This window comes from Plantactinospora sp. A48, assembly GCF_055793945.1.
Genome location: NZ_JBTIXF010000064.1, coordinates 1 through 19534 on the forward strand (window position 1 = coordinate 1; position 19534 = coordinate 19534).

Genomic DNA, 19534 nt, shown 5'->3' on the forward strand with positions numbered 1-19534 from the left:
GGAAATGGGGGCAACACCGAGGGGGGCCCGGCAACCGACACGGGTGGGGGGCGCGGCACAGCGACGGGGGGACGGCGCAGGTGGTGGCGGGGGAACCCCCCCCGCCGCTGGCGCCGGGTGCTCAGCCCACTGTTCATCGTGCTGGTCTGGGAGGCGGTGACCCGGGTCGGGCTGGTGCCCGAGAGCCGGCTGCCCGCGCCCAGCGCGGTCCTCGAGGCCGGCTGGCGGCTCGCCCGGGACGGTTCGCTCGGCGACAACCTGCTCGACTCGCTGACCCGGGCCGCGATCGGTCTCGCCGTGGGCGGCGGCCTCGGGCTCGCGCTCGGAACCGCCGCCGGACTGCTCCGGCTCGGCGACGACCTGCTCGACCCACCGGTCCAGATGGCCCGGATGCTGCCGCACCTCGGCCTCGTCCCGCTGCTGATCATCTGGGTCGGGATCGGGGAGCCGTTGAAGATCTCACTGGTCTCGCTCGGCGCGTTCTTCCCGATCTACCTCAACACGTACGCCGGCATCCGGGGCATCGACGAACGGCTCGTGGAGGCGGCGCGTACCTGCGGGTTGTCCACACTGGCCCGACTGCGCCACGTCGTGCTGCCCGGCGCGCTGCCGGCGCTGTTCCTCGGGCTGCGGCTGGCCTTCGCCGCCGGATGGCTCAGTCTCGTCGTCGGTGAGCAGGTGAACGCGCAGAGCGGGATCGGCTTCATGATGATGGAGGCCCGCGACTTCAGTCAGACCGACGTGGTGGTGCTCGGCCTGCTCGTCTACGCGCTGCTGGGACTGCTGTCCGATCTGGTGCTGCGGCTCGCCGAGCGGAGGGCGTTGTCGTGGCGACGCGGACTGGAGGCGAGTTGACCACCGCCGGGGCCGCGCCGACCGCGGGGGTTGCGCCGACCGCGGGGGTTGCGCCGACCGCCGGGGTCGCGTCGGCCGCCGGGGTTGCGTCCCCGCCTGCCGCCGACGTCCGGCCCCGGTCCGGCGCCGGGACGCCCGCGCCGGCGGTCCCGGTGGTCGCCGCGACCCGGATCCGGCGGGCGTTCGGGAGTACGTCCGTACTGGACGGCGTCGACCTGGTGGTCCGACCGGGTGAGGTGGTGGCGCTGCTGGGCGGCAGCGGCTCGGGCAAGAGCACCCTGCTGCGGATCCTCGCCGGCCTCGACGCCGAGGCCGAGGGGGAGGTACGGGCTGCCGGCCGGATCGCCGTGGTGTTCCAGGAACATCGGCTTTTGCCCTGGAAGCGGGTGGCGGACAACGTCGCCCTGGGCGTACGCGGCCCGGACGTCCCAGCCCGGACCAGCGCGGCGCTGGCCGAGGTCGGACTGGCCGACCGGGCCCGGGCCTGGCCCGCCGAACTGTCCGGTGGGCAGGCCCAGCGGGTGGCGGTGGCCCGTGCCCTGGTCCGTCAGCCTGACCTGCTGCTGCTCGACGAGCCGTTCGGCGCGCTGGACGCGTTGACCCGGCTGCGGATGCAGGCACTGTTCCAGCGGCTGCGCGTCGAGCACGGCTTCGCCGCCCTGCTGGTCACCCACGACGTCGACGAAGCGCTGCTGCTCGCCGACCGGATCCTGATCCTCGACCGGGGTGTCATCGCCGAGGACCTCGCGGTGCCGCTGGCGCATCCGCGTTTCCCGGACCAGCCGGGCTTCGGTGGCCTGCGCCGACGCCTGCTGACCCGGCTCGGGGTGCCGGCCAGCCCGGACGAATGACGCCACCTCGCCTGGCCATGGCCCGAGTTGGCGATGGCGGGGCATGACTCGGCCGCCCGGACCGACCCACCTTCTATCGGAGATGGATATTGACGTTAGATACCTCCGGCTCTAACGTCGAACCTGCTTTCCGTTAGATGGCGAACGGCGACCCTGGACGCTCCGGCGCGTCCCGGACCGCCCTCGCCTGGCCTGTCCAAGGAGGATCCATGTCCCGACCACGTCTCCTCAGGACGGTGACCGTCGCCACTGTCGCGGCCGTCCTGTCCGTCCTGACGGTTGGCCCCGCCGCTTCGGCCGCGAGCGTCGACCAGACCCCGCCGAGCACCCCGTTTCTCGGGTACTCCGAGGGATTCCAGTGCCTGACCGTCATCCTGGGCGCCAGTCGATCAACCGACAACGTCACCCCGCAGTCCCAGCTCAGGTACGAGGCGTTCGCCGACGGCGAGTTCATCGGGCTGCTCACCGACCAGGGCCAGCCGTCGGGGCCGTGGGGCGTGCTGCAACTGAAGAAGGCGGGCCCGAACTCCGTCGCCGTCCGGGCCGTGGACGCGGCGGGCAACCGGTCGGCGTTCAGCAGGGCGAACACCGTGACCGGGCACTACACGCCCGGCTGCGTACCTGGGCGGATCGGCTGACGGTCCACGGTGACGCAGCAGCGGCCCGGTTCCGGGTCGAGCCGGGCAGCCAGGCCGGGGACCGGTAGCCCGTCGAGCAGGCCGGTGACCAGCTCCAGGTTGAGGCCGCAGACCAGCGCGCGGTGGTTCTCGGCGAGATCGTGAAAGGGGCAGTTGGCAAGCGTTATCCGGCCATCCGCCGGCCGCGGCTCGTATCCGTTCATCGCCAGTGCCCGGCTGGCCGCGTCCAGGGGGTCGGCCGGCCGGGCCTGCTCCCCGGCGGCCGGCCGGGCCTGCTCCCCGGCGGCCGGCCGGGCCCGCTCCCCGAGGGCCCGCCCGGTGGCGTGTGCCGTCTCGGCGATCAGGCCGTCGATCGGGCGTCCGGTGCGTTGCGCCGCGCTGACGGCCGTGGCCAGAATGTGCCCGGCCAGGTCGTAGCGGCGCTCGGGCAGACTCACCGCGATGGCCCGGGCGGACCGGCGGTACAGCTTGGCCGGCCGCCCGGCGCCCGGTCCGGACCGGCCCGGCGGCCGGCGGTACTCCACCTCCAACAGGCCGTCCGCCTCAAGCCGGTCGAGGTGGAACTTGGCGACGTGATGGGGGACGCCGACGCCGGCCGCCGCGCGTTCCCGGCCCACCGGCTCCGGCTGGCCAACCACGTATCGGTACAACGCCCGCCGGATCGGCTCACCCAGCGCGGCCAGGCTGGCGACCTGTTGATCGAAGTCGTCCGGAGTCACGCCGGTCTCCTCCCGCTCGGGCCGGCAGGTGGGCTCCAGACGTACTCGACCGAGGTGGGGATCGAGCGGAGCCGCACGCTCTAACGCCGAAGATAACACCTGTTAGACCGGGCCCCGCCGCGGTGGCCAGCGGCGGCCGAGCACCGCTCGGGTGGCCACCGTGGGTACCCGCTCGGGCCACCGTGCGTACCGGATGCCGTCACCGCACATGCTGCGTGCGGTCACCGCGCCCGCCGGCCCGGACAGCGGACGGATTACGATGCGCCGGGTGCGGGTCGCGTACTTCGATGTGGACGAGACGCTGATCAGCGTCAAGAGCATGTTCCATTTTCTCCGCTTCTTTCTCGGTGCCCGTGGTCGACCGCCGGAGCGGTACGAGGCCATCGCGAGCGAGTTCGCTCGGCTGGCCGCGGCCGGGGTGCCGAGGGAGGAGACGAACCGTCGCTTCTACCGGTCGTTCGCCGGCGAGCCGGTCGAACTGGTGTCCCGACTCGGTGCGGACTGGTTCCAGGCCGTGTCGTCCTCGCCGGGGTTCTTCCTCGACGAGGTGGTGGCCGAGTTGCGGCGGCACCAGCGCGCCGGAGACCTGACGGTCCTGGTCTCCGGCTCGTTCCGGCCCTGCCTCGATCCCGTCGCGCGCTGGCTGGGCGCCGACCGGGTGGTCTGCACCGAACTGGTCAGCGCGGCCGGAAGCTACACCGGCGAGGTCGTCGAGCCGGTCATCGGTGCCGCTAAGGCCCGGGCGGTGGCGCGGGTGATGGCCGAGGTCGGCGCCGACCGCCGGGACTGTGTGGCCTACGGGGACCACATCTCCGACCTGGCCATGCTCGCGGCGGTGGACAATCCCGTGGTGGTCGGCGGGGACGACCGGCTGATCGCGTACGCCGCCTCGGCCGGATGGCGGCGGATCGCCGTCGACCGCGCCGCCGCGGTGGCGGTGCCGTCCGGTCACAGCCAAGCCTGACCGGGCGCGCCCGGCGGTGCCGGGTTGCCGAGCGCGCCCGGCCGTACCGTGCCGCGGTGCCCCCGGACGAATCCGGGGACACCGCGATCGGGTGGTGCCGGTGCCCGATCAGCCGAACTTGTAGGCCCGGGTGATCGTTTCGGTCACCGCGTTGCTCGCCCAGTCGTCGACGTGGGCGCGCAGCGAGACGTACCCCGTACCGGATGGGTGGGTGACGGTGGCGGTGTAGTTGCCGCCGGTGTTGGTGACGGTGGCCGGCTGCCAGCTGACCCCGTCATTGGTGGAGTAGTCGACGGTCACGGTGTGGATGCCGCTGACCGCGGATCCGGGTTGCGCGGCGATGGTCAGCGGGATGGTGAAGCTGCTGCCCGCCGGTGCCGAGTTGTTCGTGTTGAGCGTGGGGTTGAAGCTCACCCCCCACAGTTGCAGTCGCAGCACCGAGTTCGGAGCCACGCTCGCCGAGGTGAAGGTCCACGCCGCGTCGATCTTCGTGGACAGCACCGCCGGTGCCGTCCGTTGCATCGTGGCGTCGAGTTCGTAGGTGCTGAAGGCCGCCGGAACGTTGAACGACGGGACGAAGTCCGACGGGTACGCGGCGGTGCCGACGACCGTGCCGTTGCGCTTGAGGGTGATCAGGCCGGAGGACACGGTGCCCCCGCCGGGGTGTCCGGCGTTTCCAGCCCCGTCGCCGACCAGCGGCAGGTCCGTGATGATCCGGTCGCCGACCCGGGACACCCAGTTGACGTCCGAGATCCTGGTGGTGAACGCCGGACCGTACACCGGGTGGTTCCAGGTCGTGGTGTAGTTCGTCCCGGCCGTGTAGGTGTTCAGGTTGCCGCTGAGGGTCGAGATCGACACGCCCGCCGAGGTCTGCTCGTCGAAGGTGGAGTACCACCGGACGTTCCCCTCGGTGCTGAACGAGTCGATGCGCTGCCGGGGCAGGTCGATCGGCTGACCGATGCTGATCGACGCGACGAGCAGGTCGCCGCCGGGTTCGGCCTGTGACGACTTGTAGCCCACCGTCCCGGTGTCCTGTGCCGCGTGGTGTGCGGTGACGTTGGCCAGTTGTCCGGTGGTGAGGTTGCGGGTCAACCCCGTCGGCAACTGCTGGTCGGTGACGTAACCGAGGTGGTAGGCGTGCGGCGAGTTGCGGACGTCCCCGCCGGATCCGGGGGTCGCCTTGTCGACGAGGATCTTCGAGGTGAAGCCGTACTGGAAGGCCGGTCCGCCGCCGAACTGACCCGTGTAGACGCTGCCGGAGTAGCTGATGTTGGCGATACCGGTCCGGCCCGGTACGGCGTTCGCCAGTTGACCGGCCACCTCGGTGGTGACCGGGGCCGCGGTCGCGTCCGGCACGGTGACGTTCACCAGGCCGGCGTTGCGGGCGTCCACGGTGAGCGTGCGGGTGGCGGTCAGGTCCATCCGGGGCAGCGTCATGACCGAGGTCTGCAACTGACCGGAGGAATTGACGTCGTAGATGGTGGCCCAGACCAGATAGGTGCCGGCGGGCAGGTCGACGGTGCCGCTGGTGTTCGGTCCGCCGTTCGACGCGCCGTACACCCGGCTGCCGTCGGCGGCCAGGAACAGGGTCGACCACGCCGTCGGTGCCCCGCCGGCGCGTCCGATGTGGTTGATGGTCACCGGGATCGTCGGAGGCCGCAGGTTGACCGCGAACGGGGTCTGCACGGTCGTGCCGCCACCGCTCGCGGTGATCCGGCCGCTGTAGTGGCCGTCCACGGTGATGGCGGTGGTGTTCGCGGTGAGGGTGGCCGAGGCCTGGCCGCCGGCCGGTACGGTGACCGAGCTGGCGCTGAGGCTGAAGGCTCCGGACGGCAGCGACCCACCGTTGGGGTCCGTGCCGGCGAGGCTCAGCGACAGCGTCACGGCCGAGGTGCCGGAGTTGCGGTACGTGACGGTACGGGTCAGCACCGGATCGTCACCGTGTGGCGCGTCCTGGTTGCCCAGGCTCAGGCTCGGCGGGTCGGCCAGGACCTGCTGGTTGTAGCCCCGGCCGATGTTCAGCCGCCCGGAACCCTGCACATAGGAATCCACCGTCGGGTTCGGGTCGGCCGAGCCCATGAGCAGCGCCTTGAGCTGCGCGGAGGTCCGGGTTGGCTGCCGCTGCCGCAGGATCGCGGCCGCGGCGGCGACGTGCGGGGTCGCCATCGAGGTGCCGCTCAGCGTGACGTAGGTGTCACCGGGGTTGCCGAAGGTGCCGGTGGAGCTGCGGGCCCCGATGATGGCGACGCCGGGGGCGGAGATGTCGGGCTTGAGGGCCGCGTCGTCCAACCGGGGTCCCCGGCTGGAGAACGAGGCGGGATTGTCCGCGCTGTCCACCGCGGCGACCGTGAGCGCCGCGTCCGCGGAGCCGGGCGAGCCGAGGGTCTGGAAGTTCGGCCCGGCGTTGCCCGCGGCCACCACGAACAGCGCCCCGGAACTGGTGGTCAGGTCATTGACCGCCTGCTCGACCGGGTCGACCCCGGGTCCGTCCGGGCCGCCCAGGCTCATGTTGACGATCTTCGCGCCCTGCGCGACGGCCCACTGCATCCCGGCGATGATGTCGGACTCGAAGCACTGGTTGGCCCCGGAGCAGACCTTCGCGTTCAGCAGGTGGGCGCCGGGAGCGACCCCCTTCTGGGTCCCGCCCGAGGCGGCCCCGCTGCCCGCGATGATCGACGCCACGTGCGTACCGTGGCCGAGCATGTCGCGGGTGTCCGGCTCGGCGGTGAAGTTGCTCGCCGCCGTCACCTTGCCGGTGAGGTCAGGGTGCGTGGTGTCGATACCCGAGTCGACCACCGCGACGGTCTGGCCGGTTCCGTCGTAGCCGGCGCTCCAGGCGGTGGGGGCGCCGACCTGTGGGGTGCTGGTGACGTCCGTCGGCCGGAACTTGGCGTCCAGCCACACCTTGCGGACCCCGCCGCGCCAGGCGACGCCGTGCCGCCCGGTGGTGGTGATGGAGCGCCAGAACCGGGTCGCGGTGCGGTGCTCGGACCGTACGGCGAGGCCGTGGATGCTCGGTAGGTCCCGCTGGATGCGCGCGCCGCCGCCCGCGCTGTTGCGAACCGTGCTGCGGGCGGTGGCCGCCTGCCCATCGCGGTACGTGACGATCAACGGCAGCGACCCGCTCTGGGTGTCGTACCCGTAGGCGAGTAGCTGGGTCACGTCGAACAGCTGCTGGTCGAGCTGTCCACTCCACACCAGGGGCGCGACGTCGGACGGGATGACGTAGGTGTCATTCTGCTGGCGCAGGGCGGTGAAGGAGACTCCCCGGCGCTGCGGATTGTCCTGGACGACTGCCTGTCCGTCGTCGCTGAGCGAGATCCGGTCGCCGGTGACCAGGGTGACGCTCTTGGAGGGGGTGCGTGCGGCCGGAACCGCTACCGGCGCGATGGCCGGTTGTACCGCTCGGGTCGGGTCGGCGACGGCCGGAGATGCGGCCGTCGCGTTGACCGCGGACATGGTTGATCCGGCGAGCACGACTCCGAACAGAGCACGGCTCACCCTTTGTTTCCCGAACATGGTCCTCCCCGTTGTTGCCGACGCCCATTCGCAATTCCATGGGCGCCATGAATGCCGGTGTCGTCGGCGATGACGACTCACCCGGCCGATTCCGGTCGGATTCCGGCCCGCGCTGAGCGGGCCGTCTGCCAGGCATACGCATCGATGCGTATCGCCGGGCCCGAGCCGGAGACGCCTGAGGGCGTCGGCCGCTCATTCGCTTCATGTGATCGAATGAGTGAGGCCGTTGTGACTCTACGGACAACCCGTTAACATCGAGTTATGCGGATATATCGTTCGTTGCTTCGCGCCTGCGGCGCGTTGACGCTCGTCGTGTCGAGCGTCCTCATCGGATCGACGGCAGCGGGCGCGGCGGACCGTGCCCCCACATCGAGCAGCACCGCCACGAGCTACACCACGTACGTGACGGGTACCGTCCAGTCCGGTGTCGAGGGGGGTTGTACGGCCCTGAGCACCCCCTGGGGTATGCAGTACACCCTGATCGGCGGCGATCCGACCGTCCTGCGCCCCGGCGCCCAGGTGGTCGTCTACGGTCAGGTGCAGGGCGGGGTCTACAGCACCTGTGTCCAGGGTTACCCGTTGCAGGTGATCACGGCCTGGGGGAGCTGAGCGACGCCATTCCGGCCCACCCGTTCGGCCAGTTGGGAACGGGTGGGCCGGCCTGTTCAGGACCGGCACCGAGGCGCTGCACGGGGTGGCTCGGCCCACCGACATCGACATCGACATCGACATCGCCGGCACGGTGGCGACCGCCAACGGCACCTCGTTCCGGGCCGAGACGGACGCCGCAGTCGTCAAGGCCGGAGTCAACGGTTTCACCACCGCCGACACCAACGGGCAACCCGCGGTCAGCGCCGTCAGACAGGTCCTGACCGGCGGGCTGCTCACCGAGGCCGACATCGACGCCCGGATCGCAACGACCGGTTCCAGTTCGGCGAGTTCGATCCGGCCGGCGGCCGGTACGGCCGCATCACCCCGGACGTCATCAACAGCCCGAGCACCAACGGCTCGCCTGGCAGGCTGCCGCCGAACGCGCGGACCCGCCGTCGCCGGTCCACCCGGTGACCCTCGGCAGTCAGCCCGGCGGCGTACCCGTGTCCAGTGTGCCGTCCCCGGGCCGGCCGACCCGTTAAGAAGGGGCCCTTCCTCTACAAAACGCGATAAGAAGGGGCCCTTCCTTACAAGCGCGGCGGTGGGTGGGGAATCGGTGGTCAGTAGGATCGGCTGACGGGCCCGGGACGCCGGGTCGGCGGGGGAGGTGCGGATGGCGACCATCAGCGATGTCGCCCGCGCCGCGGGGGTGTCGGCCAGCACCGTCTCGTACGTGCTCAGTGGCCGCCGGCCGATCTCGGCGGAGACCCGGGCCAGGGTCCAGGCCGCCATCGCCGAGCTGCGTTACCACCCGCACGCCGGGGCGCGGGCGTTGGCCAGCAGCCGGACCAGCGTGCTGGCCCTCGTCGTGCCGCTGCGCACGGATGTCAACGTGCCGGTGATCATGCAGTTCGTGACCGCGGTGGTCACCGCGGCCCGAGCGCACAACCACGACGTGCTGCTGTTGACCAAGGACGAGGGCACGGCCGGGCTCGAACGGGTGGCCGGGGCCACCATGGTGGACGCGCTGATCGTGATGGACGTGGAACGCGAGGACCTGCGGATCCCGGCGCTGCGCCAGCTCAGACAGCCGTCGGTGCTGATCGGTCTGCCGGACGATCCGACCGGGATCGCCTGCGTCGACCTCGACTTCGCGGCCACCGGCCGGGAGTGCGTGCGGCACCTGGTCGGGCACGGGCATCGCCGGATCGCACTGGTGGGCCCCACCCCGGCCGTCTACGGTCGGCACACCAGCTACGCCGACCGGTTCCTGGGTGGCTTCACCGAGGCCGCCGTCGAGGCCGGGATCCGGGCGGTGGCCCGACCGTGCGAGCCCGGCACCATCGGCGTACGGGCCTGCCTCGCGGCCATCGAGGAGGACCTGCCCGACGTGTCGGCGCTGGTCGTGCACAACGAGGAGGCGCTACTTCCGCTGCTGGACGAGTTGCGGGCGCGCGGCCGGCGGGTGCCGGCGGACCTGTCGGTGGTCGCGGTCTGCCCACGCGACGTCGCGGTCGGCCTGCCGGTGCGGCTCACCTCGGCGGACATTCCGGCCCACGAGGTCGGCACCCTGGCGGTGGAGATCGCGATGGGGCTGCTGGACGGGCGGGAGACGCCGGCTCCCCGGTTGCTCGCGCCCACGCTGGTCGAGCGGGACACCTGCGCCCCCACGGCCGGTCGCTGACCGACCGCGAGCCGACAGCGGCGGGAAGTCGGGTCGGTCCGGGGCGGCAAGATTATTACCTGCGGGTTCGAAGGCATTCTCCACCGATTCGTGGCTCTGCTGTGGACCGGGCCGATCGACGGAACATATCTTGTTCGATATGGACGACATCCGGCTCGCCACGAATGATCGGCGCGACAGCGCCCCACCACTGCGTGATCTTCTTCCCGAGCGGGTCCGGTTGTCTGCCGACCGTAGGGAATTCCGTGCTTTTCTGGCGGCGGGAATCGATCTCGTCGCCGGTCCGGGAAACTGGCGGGGAGCGCCCAGCCGGGCCGCTGTCGTCGCCGAGTGCGAGAGGCGGAAGATCAGGGGCGCCACCATTGGCACCTTTCAACAGTTCTGGCCGGAGGTGCGGATCTACCACGAGTGCCTCGCCGTGTACGCCCGATCGCGCGGCGAGGTCGACGAGGCGGTGGCACTGTCCCTGCGGTTGCTGGTGCGCAGGGTTCCGGACCTGCGGGCCGGTAGGGCCAGCCTGGGTGAGGTCATCGCGCGGGTGGCTCACCGGAACGTGCGACTGCGGATGAGATTCGCACCCCTGGCGGCCATCGCCGACCGCGTCGTCCACCCGTCCGGCAGTGAGGCGTTGATGAGCCGGGCGCAGTTGTGGAGCAGCCGACGGCACGTCGAGAGGTACCACTACCAGTACGACGCATTCTGCAGGTCGATCGGGTTCGCGCGGCCGACGCAATTCGATCTGATGGCGTTCACCCGCAACTGCATGGCGTTGGCGCAATTCAACGCGAAGCTTGCCCACGACGAGGTCGAGGGCCTTGGTCGAGATGCCGGAAGCGCCTGTGACGAATACGGGGAAATGCTGAGCGACGGCATCAAGCAGATGATCAGGGGAAGCCTTCCGGGCGTGCCTCTCGACGAGCCGTGGGGTTCCCGTAACTGATTTCCGGAAGGGAGACCCCGTGGACCAGCAGGTGATGTCCATTGTGGTTCGTGCCTCGATCCGCGTCCTCTGCTGGTGCCTGGCCCGGGGGACGGCCCTCGTCACCCTCCCCCAGGACGTCCGGACGAAGTGGTACGAGGCGGGAACGCGCCGGCTGCGGGCCCGGGCCGAGTACCGGGCCGAGCTGGCCCGGGCGGCTCGGCGACCGGCTCCGGAACCACCGGCAGCCGAGGGGATCCGCGCGGCTCGGCGGCCGGTTCCGGCTCGGCGGCCGATCCCGGAATCATCGAGCGGCACCGGGGCGGCCGGAAGCCGATAGGGTTCGATCGACGATCGGATCTCATGGGGGATACGGAATGAACGGACGAAGGTGGGCCGTCGGGATGCTGGCGGCCGGACTGGCGCTCGGCTCGGTCACGCTGCCGGCGGTCTCCGCCGGGGCCGCGTACTCGGACCCGCTGGTGGCCACGAGCACCGCGAAGATGGGCCTGACCTGGCATGCCGAGCCCGCCGCGGCGATTCAGGCGCTCGACGACGCGCTGCCGAACGTCGGCGTCGCCACCGTGCTCGACGACGGGAACCGGGCGATGACCGGCTGCGGCAGCGAGGAGTTGGCCGCGTTGCCGCTCGCCCCGACGGCGACCGCCAAGTGGTGCTTCAACACCGCCGACGCCACCGACCTGAACTGGTCGCCGCAGGGCATCACCAGCTCCGGCGACGCGGACGACGACGGTGCCTGGGGCGCCAAGCGGGCGATCCTGTCCGGCTGGTCCTGGGGTAGCGGCACCCGGCGGAACGACGCCAAGGTCGCGTTCATCGACTACACCGACCCGGCCGCGCCGGTGTACCGGTGGGTCTACCTGGTCGACCCCAACTCGACCGGCAGCGACTTCGCCGCCGCCAAGACGCACATCGGCGGGATGATCTGGTACGGCGACAAGCTGATCGTCAACGCGGTCGGCAACGGCACCGTGGCGCTGCGGGTGTTCAGCATGAGCCACATCCTGACCGCCACGTCGTCGGCGTCCGACATCGGCAAGGTCAGTGACGGCTGGGCCGCCTACGGCTACAAGTACGTCATGCCGCAGATCGGCTACTACACGTACACCTCGGGCGCGTGCAGCATGGACAGCGACACCGGCATCCCGTGCTTCTCGTCGTTGTCCCTGGACCGCAGCACCAGCCCGGACAGCATGGTCACCGCCGAATACTTCAGTGACCAGACCAAGCGGGGCCGGTTGGCCCGGTACGCCTTCGGCACCGACTACCGGCCGCCGAACTCGGCGACCCCGAGCGAGGCGTACGCCAGCGGGGTGGCCAACCAGCAGGGTGTGCTGTCCTACGGCAACCGCTGGTACGTGGCACACAGCTCGGCGACGCTGCACGGGCAGCTCTGGGGGCTGACCCCGGGTGGCGGCACCGGACGGTCCAGCACCTGCACCGTGGGCGGGTCGGCGACGACGACCTGCTGGTCGCTGCACCCGGAGGCGCTGACCTACTGGTACTCCACCGGGACCGTCTGGTCGACCACGGAGTGGTCCCGGGACAACCCGGACGGACCCGGCGGCCGGGTGCTGTTCAGCGTCCCACTGTCGAGCCTGCCGTAGCGAACGCGCCAACCCCACCCCGCTCACCCCGCCGCTGACCGGCGCGCGAGTCCGGGACCGGCGCGCGAGCCCGGCAAGGGCAGATCAACACAAGGTTGGTGAAATAGGGGGGTCCGAGTGCTTCGGACCCCCCTATTTCACCGACCTCGCGTTGATCACCTGGCCGATTCCCGCGACCCCCTACTTCTGCTGGTGGCCGGCGAGCAGGTCGGCGATGGTGGCCTCCGCGGCGGGCTTGCTGAGACCGAGGCCGGACAGCACACCGGTGCCGTCCTCCTGCTCCAACAGCGCGAGCAGGATGTGCTCGGTGCCGATGTAGTTGTGCCCCAGTCGCAGTGCCTCGCGGTAGGTCAGTTCCAGCGCCTTCCTGCTGTCCTGGTCGAACGGGATCATCGCGGGTACCTCGTCGACGGGCGGCGGCAACGCCTCGGTGGCCGCCTGGCGGACGGCGTCCAGCGAGACGTCCTGTGCGATGATCGCCTTGGCGGCCAGCGCCTGCGGCTCGGCCAGCAGGCCCAGGACCAGGTGCGCGGGCCGGATCTGCGCGTTCTGCGCGTCCTTCGTGATGGTGTGCGCGGAGATCACCACGTTCCGGGCCCGGGGGGTGTACCGGGCGAACGCCTGGTTGGGGTCCAACGTCTCGCCCTCGCCGGTGGCCTTGGGCACGAAGCGCTTCTGCGCCGCCTGCTTGCTGACCCCCATGCTGCGGCCGATGTCGGTCCAGGATGCACCGGAGCGGCGGGCCTGGTCGACGAAGTGGCCGATCAGGTGGTCGGCGAGTTCGCCGAGGTGGTCGCCGACGATCACCGCGTCGGCGAGCTGGTCGAGAACGTCGGGTCGGGCCCGCTTGATGCCCTCGATCAGGTCGTCGAGGCGGATCGGGGTGGTGGGTTGGACAGGTTCGGTCATGCCGTCAACTCTAGGTTGACGATGCCGGACCGTCAACTCTTGGTTGACGATCTTCCGGCAGCCGCTGGTGGATCCTCATCGCCCGCTGGTGGATCCGTACCAACTTCGCAGCGGATCCGTAGGGCCGGCTGCCACGATTCGCCACGACCAACCACATCGACGATGGTCGGTCCGCTAGCTGGGATGGTGACGGATGCCCGACGAGACGAGCACGCTGCGGCGGATGTGCTGGCTGTTCCCCGACCGCGAGTCGACGCGGACGGGCGCCAAGTGGGCGGCGGCCTTCTGGGACACCTACGAGGAGGTGGCCAAGGAGGTGGACCTGTCCTGGGAACGGGTCGCCCCGGAGTCGGTGACGGTGGACGCGCTCGACCCGCACCGGCCGGTCGTACACGTCGCGGGGGAGCGGGTCACCCCCGCCGACACCCTCTTCGTCACCTCGCTCTACTCCCTGCCGTACCAGTCGGCGGACGTGTTCAACCAGCTCGCCATCTACTCCGTGCTGGAACAGGCCGGGTTCTACCTGCCGCACCCGGCGAGCCTCGCGGTGCTCTGCAACGACAAGCTCGCCACGATCCTGTTCCTGCGCGACTCACCCATTCCGCCGATCCCCACCGTCCGGATCGGATCCGGACGGGATCTGGTGTACGACGACTACACCGCCACCATCGGGGACCTGCCGTACCCGGCCATCGCCAAACCGTCCGCCTGGTGCGCCGCCCGGGGCATCAACCTGGCCCGGGATCCGCACGACGTCCGTGGACTGCTCAGCCTGGCCCAGGGCGGGGACACCACCATGGTCTTCCAGCCGTACCTGGGCAACCGGACCCGTGACTACCGGGTACACCTGGTCGACGGTGTGGTGGGCGGCGTGCTGGTGCGCGCACCGGGCGAGGGCGCCCCGTACACCCAGTTCAGCACGGGCGGGAAGCTCAGCTACGTGCCGCTGCCGGCGGAACTGGCCGAGGCGGTCGACTGGTTCGCGGCGAAGCTGCCCGTGCCGTACCTGTGCATCGACTTCCTGCACGACGGCGAGCGGTACTGGCTGTCCGAGATCGAGCTGGACGGCGCCATCATGTGTCCCGACCCGGGCTCACCCGAGGCGGTCCGGACCCAGCGCGAGCTGATCCGGGACCGCTTCCTGGCGTACCGCCGGGGTCACGACCGGTTCCTGGCCGGCACCGACGCGACCGCGTCGGGGACCGCGACCACGCCGGGCACCGTGACCACGCCGGGGACCGTGACCAGGCCGGGGACCGCGACGGCCCCGGCCGCCGTGACCATGTCGGGCGGGGCCGGCCCGGACGGTACGGCATGACCGAGGCCACCCGGGTACGGCTCGGCCGCGAGTTCAACCTGCTCTGGGCCGGGCAGACGGTCAGCAACGTCGGCGACAAGATCAACCTGTTCGTCGTGCCGACCGTCATGATCCTGCTGTTGCACGCCTCGGCGTTCGAGGTCGGCCTGGTCAGCATGGCCCAGTACCTGGCCATTCCGCTGCTGAGCCTGGTGGCCGGGGCGCTGGTCGACCGCTGGGACCTGCGCCGCACCCTGATCGGCTGCGACCTGATCCGGTTCGCGCTGATCGCGATGATCCCCGTGGCGTACTGGCTGGGTTTCCTCTCCGTGCCGCTGCTGTTCGTCGTCGTGGCCGTGGTGAACGCGACGGCGGTGTTCTTCAACATCGGCTACACCGCCACGATCGCGTCGATCGTGCAGCCCGACGGCCGGGTCAAGGCGTACTCGAACCTGGAGACCAGCCGGACCACCTCGGAGGTGGTGGGGCCGGCGATCGCCAGCGGTCTCTACCAGTTCCTGGGGGTGGCCTCGCTGCTGGTGGACGCCGCCACCTTCCTGTTCTCCGCCGGCAGCATCCGGGCGATGCAACCGGCCGGCGGCGGGGCCGGCCGGCAGCACAGCATGTGGACCCGGCTCAAGCAGGGCATCCGGCTGAACTGGACCGACCCGGTGCTGCGCGGCACGCTGCTCGGCACACTGCTGGCCAACATCGGCGGACCCATCTACGTGACCGTGATGCCGATGCTGGCGTACCGGGGACTGGGCCTGTCAGTCGGGACGTTCGGCCTGGTGATGTCGGTGGCGGCGGTGGGCGCGGTGATCGGCACCCTGCTGGCCCAGCGGGCCAGCCGGCGGCTCGGGCCGGCCCGGGTGATGCCGATCGCGATCTTCCTGCACTCGCTGGTCGGCCTCGGCATCCTCGCGGCGCCGCTGCTGCCCTCCGCCGTGGTGCTGGCCGCCACGCTGGCCGCCTACGGCTTCTTCATGGTCTGGTACAACGTGAGCACGGCGGCCGTCCGGCAGGCCCGGGTCTCGCCGGTCGACCAGGCGGTGTCGCACGCCGCGTTCCGGACCATCACCTGGGGCATCATCCCGGTCAGCGTGTTCGTCGGCGGCATCCTGGTCGAGGCGCTAACCGGGCCGTTCGGCGTGCTCAACGCCACCCGGATCACCATGGTCTTCGGCACGTTGATCGGCACCTTCTTCGCCGCGATCCCGCTGGCTCCGCTGCACGGCATGCTCGACCGCGAGCGGGCCGCCGCCGCGCGGACCGAGCCGACGCCGGCCGAGCCAGCCGCCGCCGCGCCGGTCGCGCCCGCCGCCGTCCGGCCGGCGGCTTCCGACGACACCCCGGTGAGGACACCATGACCCGTACCGTGCTGATCACCGGGACCTCGTCGGGACTCGGCCTCGCGACGGCGGTCGCCGCCGCCCGCGCCGGCTGGACCGTGGTGGCCACCATGCGCGACCCCGAGGCGGCCGGGCCGCTGCGCAAGGCCGCCGCCGACGCCGGCGTCGAGATCGAGGTACGCCGGCTGGACGTCACCGACGAGGAGGGCGTGCGGCGGTGCGTGGCCGGGGTCGTCGAGACGTACGGCCGGCTGGACGCGCTGGTCAACAACGCCGGCATCGGCAACACGTTCCCGACGATCGAGATGACCGACATGGCGACCTTCCGGGCCAACCTGGAGGTGAACCTGTTCGGGGTGGTGATGGCGACCCGGGCCGCGCTGCCCCACCTGCGGGCCAGCCGGGGCCGGGTGGTCACCATCGGCAGCACCCGGGGACTGGTCGGGCAGCCGTTCAACGAGGCGTACTCGTGCGCCAAGTCCGGGGTGGAGGGCTTCCTGGAGAGTCTGGCCCCGGTGGCCGCCGCGGTCGGGGTGACCGTGACGATCGTCGAGCCGGGACCGGTGCTCGGCACGGCGTACGGCGCCAACACCGGCGTCACCCGGGATTCGCTGCTGACCGGCGCCGGCCCGTACGTCGAGGCGCTGCGACCGTACCTGGACTGGGTGGCCAACGGCGGTTATCCCGGCGCCCAGTCGGCCCACGAGGTGGCCGAGGTGGTGTTGCGGGCGCTGACCGAACCGGACCCGCCGTTGCGGATCCCGACCAGCGACTGGGCCCGGGACTGGGCGGCCATCAAGCTGTCCGACGTGGACGGCTCGGTGGTGCAGACGATGGCCAGGTCCTGGCTCACCCCGACCGACGCCGGGTGACGGTCCCGCTGACCACCCCGTCCCGGGGCCCGGCACCCGTCGCGCGCCGCCGCTGTCCTTTCCCCGTCACGGCCCCCTGCCGGGTCGATCATGGGCGTTACCGCGTTCTTCGACGGGCGGGTTTGTCGCGGTAGAGCCCATGATCAACCAGGGCCGGGCGGGGTCAGCCGACCGGGATGTCGCGGCGGCGCAGGCCGACCAGGCCAACGGCCCAGAGCACCGCGGCCACCACGAGCAGCCAGGCCAGCGGCACGACCGACAGGTCGGATCCGGGCACCTTGGGTACGTGGGTGAACGGGGACACGTCCAGCAGGCGCTGGTTGAGCTGGAGCACGCTGCCCACCATGTTGATCAGCAGGCAGACGGCCAGCGCCCCCCAGGCGACCGGAGCCAGTCGCGGGGCGAAACCGAAGAGCGCCACCGCGATCGCCGCCAGCACCCAGACGGCGGGCAGTTGCACCAGCGCGCCGCCGAGCACCCGGGGCAGCGTGCCGGCCACGTCGTGCTCGACCGCCCCGGCCGAGAGCCCACTGGTCAGCCCGGCCACGGCAAGCACCACGGCGGGACCGAGCAGCGAGAACAACAGGTGGCTGGCGGCCCAGCCGAGCCGGCTCACCGCCGTACCGAGCACCGGCTCGGCCCGCCCGCCGGCCTCCTCGGCGCGTAGCCGGAGGGTCGCCTGGATCGCGTACCCCGCCGCGATCAGGCCGAGGATGCCCATGGCGGAGACCAGGTACGCGTCGACCAGACCGCTCGTGCCGCCCAACCGGGCGATCGTCTCCGCCATCTGCGTGTTGCCGCTGACCATGTCCTGGATGCTGTTGGTGAGGCTGCCGAAGACCAGGCCGAGCACGGCGAAGCCGGCCGCCCAGCTGACCAGCAGGCCGCGGTGCAGCCGCCAGGCCAGGGCGAGGGGTGAACCCAGCCCCGCCGGTGCCGCGGGCGGGCCGAGCCGATCCGGCAACAGGCCGGCGCCGACGTCGCGCCGGCCGGACAGGACCACGGCGACCGCCCACAGCAGCCCGGTGACGGCGAGCGCGACGACAACCACCCACCAGCGGTCGCCACCGAACGGGTTGATCCGCATGCTCAGGCCGATCGGGGACAGCCAGGACAGCCAGGACAGCGAGCCGCCCGACATGCCGCTCAGGTCGCCGGCCATCCGCAGCACGAAGGCGACGCCGAGCACGATCAGCGCGATCCCCCGGGCCGGGCCGGCGCCGGTGGTGAACTGCGCCGCCACCGCGCCGACGGCTGCGAAGATCCAGCCGGCCATCGCGAACTCCAGACCGAGGGCCAGTGCTCCACCGGCCGGTACGTGCTGGCCGGCCGTGCTGACCGTGACGACGAGCGCCAGTACCAGGTTGGCCGCGCAGGTGGTGATGAGCGCGGCGGCCAGGCCGGCGTGCCGACCCACCACCGTCGAGCCGATCAGCTCCCGCCGCCCGGCCTCCTCCTCGGTGCGGGTGTGCCGGATGACGGTCAGCAGGCTGATCAGGCCGATCACGACGGGGATGAACCCGGCCCGCCAGCCGGCGAGTTCGCCCAGGCTGGCCCCGGTGAGCCGGCCGTACAGGGCGACCATCGTGGAGGAGTTCATGCTGGTGTCGGCGTAGTGCCGCAGCTCGGGCTCGGTCGGAAACAGGCCGCGGAACGAGGCCACGTACGTCGACGGCAGCAGGCCGATGATCAGCACCCAGATCGGCATGACGATCCGGTCGCGCCGCAGGATCAGCCGGATCAACTTTCCGGTCCCGGTCATCGGGCCACCTCCGCCGGGCGTTCGCCGCCGCGGCCCGACCGCTCCGCACCGCGGTCCGGGCGTTCGCCGCCACGGTCGTAGTGCCGCAGGAACAGCTCCTCCAGGGTGGGCGGCTGGCTGACCAGGCTGCGCACACCCACCTGGGTGAGGTGCCGCAGCGCGTTGTCCAGACCCTCGGTGTCGACATCGAAGGACACCCGGCCGTGCTGCGCCCGCAGGTCGTGTACGCCCGGCAGGTCGGCCAGGCCGTCGACCGGACCGGCCAGCTCGGCCTGGATGTTGGTCCGGGTCAGGTGACGCAGCTCGGTCAGGGTGCCGGTCTCCACCGACCGGCCGTCACGGATGATGGTCAGCCGGTCGCAGAGCGCCTCCACCTCGGACAGGATGTGGCTGGACAGCAGCACCGTCCGGTCGCCGCGCTCCAGCTCCTCCCGGACGACCTGCCGGAACACGTCCTCCATCAGCGGGTCGAGTCCCGAGGTCGGCTCGTCCAGCAGCAGCAGCTCCACGTCGGAGGCGAACGCCGCGACCAGCGCCACCTTCTGCCGGTTGCCCTTGGAATAGGTCCGGCCCTTCTTCCGGGGGTCCAGGTCGAAGCGTTCCAGCAGCTCGGCACGGCGCTGCTTGTTGAGCCCGCCGCGCAGCCGGCCCAGCAGGTCGATCACCTCGCCGCCGGACAGGTTCGGCCACAGCGTCACGTCGCCGGGGACGTACGCCAGCCGCCGGTGCAGCGCCGTGGCGTCGGCCCAGGGGTCCCCGCCGAGCAGCCGGACGGTGCCGGAGTCGGGGCGCAGCAGCCCGAGCAGGACCCGCAGGGTGGTGCTCTTGCCGGCGCCGTTGGGGCCGAGGAAACCGTGTGCCTCTCCGGTGTGGACTGTCAGGTCGAGGCCGTCCAGGGCGCGGGTGCGCCCGAACGTCTTGACCAGGCCATCAATGCTGATCGCCTCGGTCATGGTCAGTTCCTTCCCAGGACG

17 protein-coding genes are annotated in these 19534 nt (G+C 71.4%); 12 read left to right on the top strand and 5 right to left on the bottom strand.

Features of this window, described 5'->3' with window-relative positions:
- The first annotated feature begins 117 nt into the window (after window positions 1-117).
- From ACXN5W_RS24980 to ACXN5W_RS24990, 3 genes are all read left to right on the top strand, one after another.
- Window positions 118-855 carry an ABC transporter permease gene (locus ACXN5W_RS24980; protein WP_473160809.1) on the top strand — a complete coding sequence of 246 codons (738 nt, stop codon included), beginning with the start codon at window positions 118-120 and terminating at the stop codon, window positions 853-855.
- Between the two features lie 152 nt (window positions 856-1007).
- Complete coding sequence (locus ACXN5W_RS24985; RefSeq protein ID WP_473160841.1) at window positions 1008-1706, top strand: ABC transporter ATP-binding protein; 699 nt, start codon at window positions 1008-1010, stop codon at window positions 1704-1706.
- Between the two features lie 209 nt (window positions 1707-1915).
- Complete coding sequence (locus tag ACXN5W_RS24990) at window positions 1916-2344, top strand: hypothetical protein (protein ID WP_473160810.1); 429 nt, start codon at window positions 1916-1918, stop codon at window positions 2342-2344.
- On the opposite strand, the gene ACXN5W_RS24995 is transcribed toward ACXN5W_RS24990, so the two are convergent.
- Entirely contained in the window at window positions 2308-3063 is a 756-nt protein-coding gene (locus ACXN5W_RS24995; RefSeq protein ID WP_473160811.1) for a helix-turn-helix transcriptional regulator, read from the bottom strand. The genes ACXN5W_RS24990 and ACXN5W_RS24995 overlap by 37 nt on opposite strands.
- Window positions 3064-3256: 193 nt before the next feature.
- On the opposite strand from ACXN5W_RS24995, the gene ACXN5W_RS25000 reads away from it, so the two are divergent.
- Window positions 3257-4027: an HAD family hydrolase gene (locus ACXN5W_RS25000; RefSeq protein ID WP_473160812.1), complete on the top strand. Its 771-nt coding sequence runs from the start codon at window positions 3257-3259 to the stop codon at window positions 4025-4027.
- 108 nt (window positions 4028-4135) lie between these two features.
- Here the strand turns inward: ACXN5W_RS25000 and ACXN5W_RS25005 are convergent, their stop codons facing one another.
- Complete coding sequence (locus tag ACXN5W_RS25005) at window positions 4136-7528, bottom strand: S8 family peptidase (protein ID WP_473160813.1); 3393 nt, start codon at window positions 7526-7528, stop codon at window positions 4136-4138.
- Between the two features lie 279 nt (window positions 7529-7807).
- On the opposite strand from ACXN5W_RS25005, the gene ACXN5W_RS25010 reads away from it, so the two are divergent.
- The 5 genes from ACXN5W_RS25010 (at window position 7808) to ACXN5W_RS25030 (ending at window position 12368) form a co-directional block, all read left to right on the top strand.
- On the top strand, window positions 7808-8155 hold the full coding sequence (locus ACXN5W_RS25010) for a hypothetical protein (protein ID WP_473160814.1): 348 nt from the start codon (window positions 7808-7810) through the stop codon (window positions 8153-8155).
- A gap of 655 nt (window positions 8156-8810) precedes the next feature.
- Window positions 8811-9821, top strand: coding sequence for a LacI family DNA-binding transcriptional regulator (locus ACXN5W_RS25015; protein WP_473160815.1), 1011 nt, complete (start codon window positions 8811-8813; stop codon window positions 9819-9821).
- 139 nt (window positions 9822-9960) lie between these two features.
- On the top strand, window positions 9961-10761 hold the full coding sequence (locus tag ACXN5W_RS25020; RefSeq protein ID WP_473160816.1) for a hypothetical protein: 801 nt from the start codon (window positions 9961-9963) through the stop codon (window positions 10759-10761).
- A gap of 19 nt (window positions 10762-10780) precedes the next feature.
- Window positions 10781-11080, top strand: a complete 300-nt coding sequence (locus ACXN5W_RS25025; RefSeq protein WP_473160817.1) for a hypothetical protein — start codon at window positions 10781-10783, stop codon at window positions 11078-11080.
- Window positions 11081-11117: 37 nt separating this feature from the next.
- Window positions 11118-12368 carry a hypothetical protein gene (locus tag ACXN5W_RS25030; RefSeq protein WP_473160818.1) on the top strand — a complete coding sequence of 417 codons (1251 nt, stop codon included), beginning with the start codon at window positions 11118-11120 and terminating at the stop codon, window positions 12366-12368.
- A 180-nt stretch (window positions 12369-12548) separates the two neighbouring features.
- On the opposite strand, the gene ACXN5W_RS25035 is transcribed toward ACXN5W_RS25030, so the two are convergent.
- On the bottom strand, window positions 12549-13277 hold the full coding sequence (locus ACXN5W_RS25035) for a Clp protease N-terminal domain-containing protein (RefSeq protein ID WP_473160819.1): 729 nt from the start codon (window positions 13275-13277) through the stop codon (window positions 12549-12551).
- A gap of 193 nt (window positions 13278-13470) precedes the next feature.
- Here ACXN5W_RS25035 and ACXN5W_RS25040 point away from each other — a divergent pair, with 193 nt between their 5' ends.
- From ACXN5W_RS25040 to ACXN5W_RS25050, 3 genes are read left to right on the top strand one after another with little or no spacing between them, the layout of a single operon-like run.
- Window positions 13471-14595, top strand: coding sequence for an ATP-grasp domain-containing protein (locus tag ACXN5W_RS25040; protein WP_473160820.1), 1125 nt, complete (start codon window positions 13471-13473; stop codon window positions 14593-14595).
- Window positions 14592-15944 (top strand): MFS transporter, encoded by a 1353-nt coding sequence (locus ACXN5W_RS25045; RefSeq protein WP_473160821.1) that lies wholly within the window; start codon window positions 14592-14594, stop codon window positions 15942-15944. Before ACXN5W_RS25040 ends, ACXN5W_RS25045 begins: the two co-directional genes overlap by 4 nt.
- Window positions 15941-16798 carry an SDR family NAD(P)-dependent oxidoreductase gene (locus ACXN5W_RS25050; protein ID WP_473160822.1) on the top strand — a complete coding sequence of 286 codons (858 nt, stop codon included), beginning with the start codon at window positions 15941-15943 and terminating at the stop codon, window positions 16796-16798. The genes ACXN5W_RS25045 and ACXN5W_RS25050 overlap by 4 nt, the downstream gene beginning before the upstream one ends.
- Window positions 16799-16961: 163 nt before the next feature.
- Here ACXN5W_RS25050 and ACXN5W_RS25055 read toward each other — a convergent pair whose 3' ends face one another.
- Both ACXN5W_RS25055 and ACXN5W_RS25060 read right to left on the bottom strand, forming a co-directional pair.
- On the bottom strand, window positions 16962-18560 hold the full coding sequence (locus tag ACXN5W_RS25055; protein WP_473160823.1) for an ABC transporter permease: 1599 nt from the start codon (window positions 18558-18560) through the stop codon (window positions 16962-16964).
- The gene (locus ACXN5W_RS25060) at window positions 18557-19513 is read right to left on the bottom strand and encodes an ABC transporter ATP-binding protein (RefSeq protein ID WP_473160824.1); all 957 of its coding nucleotides are present in this window, start codon (window positions 19511-19513) and stop codon (window positions 18557-18559) included. The genes ACXN5W_RS25055 and ACXN5W_RS25060 overlap by 4 nt, the downstream gene beginning before the upstream one ends.
- Between the last annotated feature and the right edge of the window lie 21 nt (window positions 19514-19534).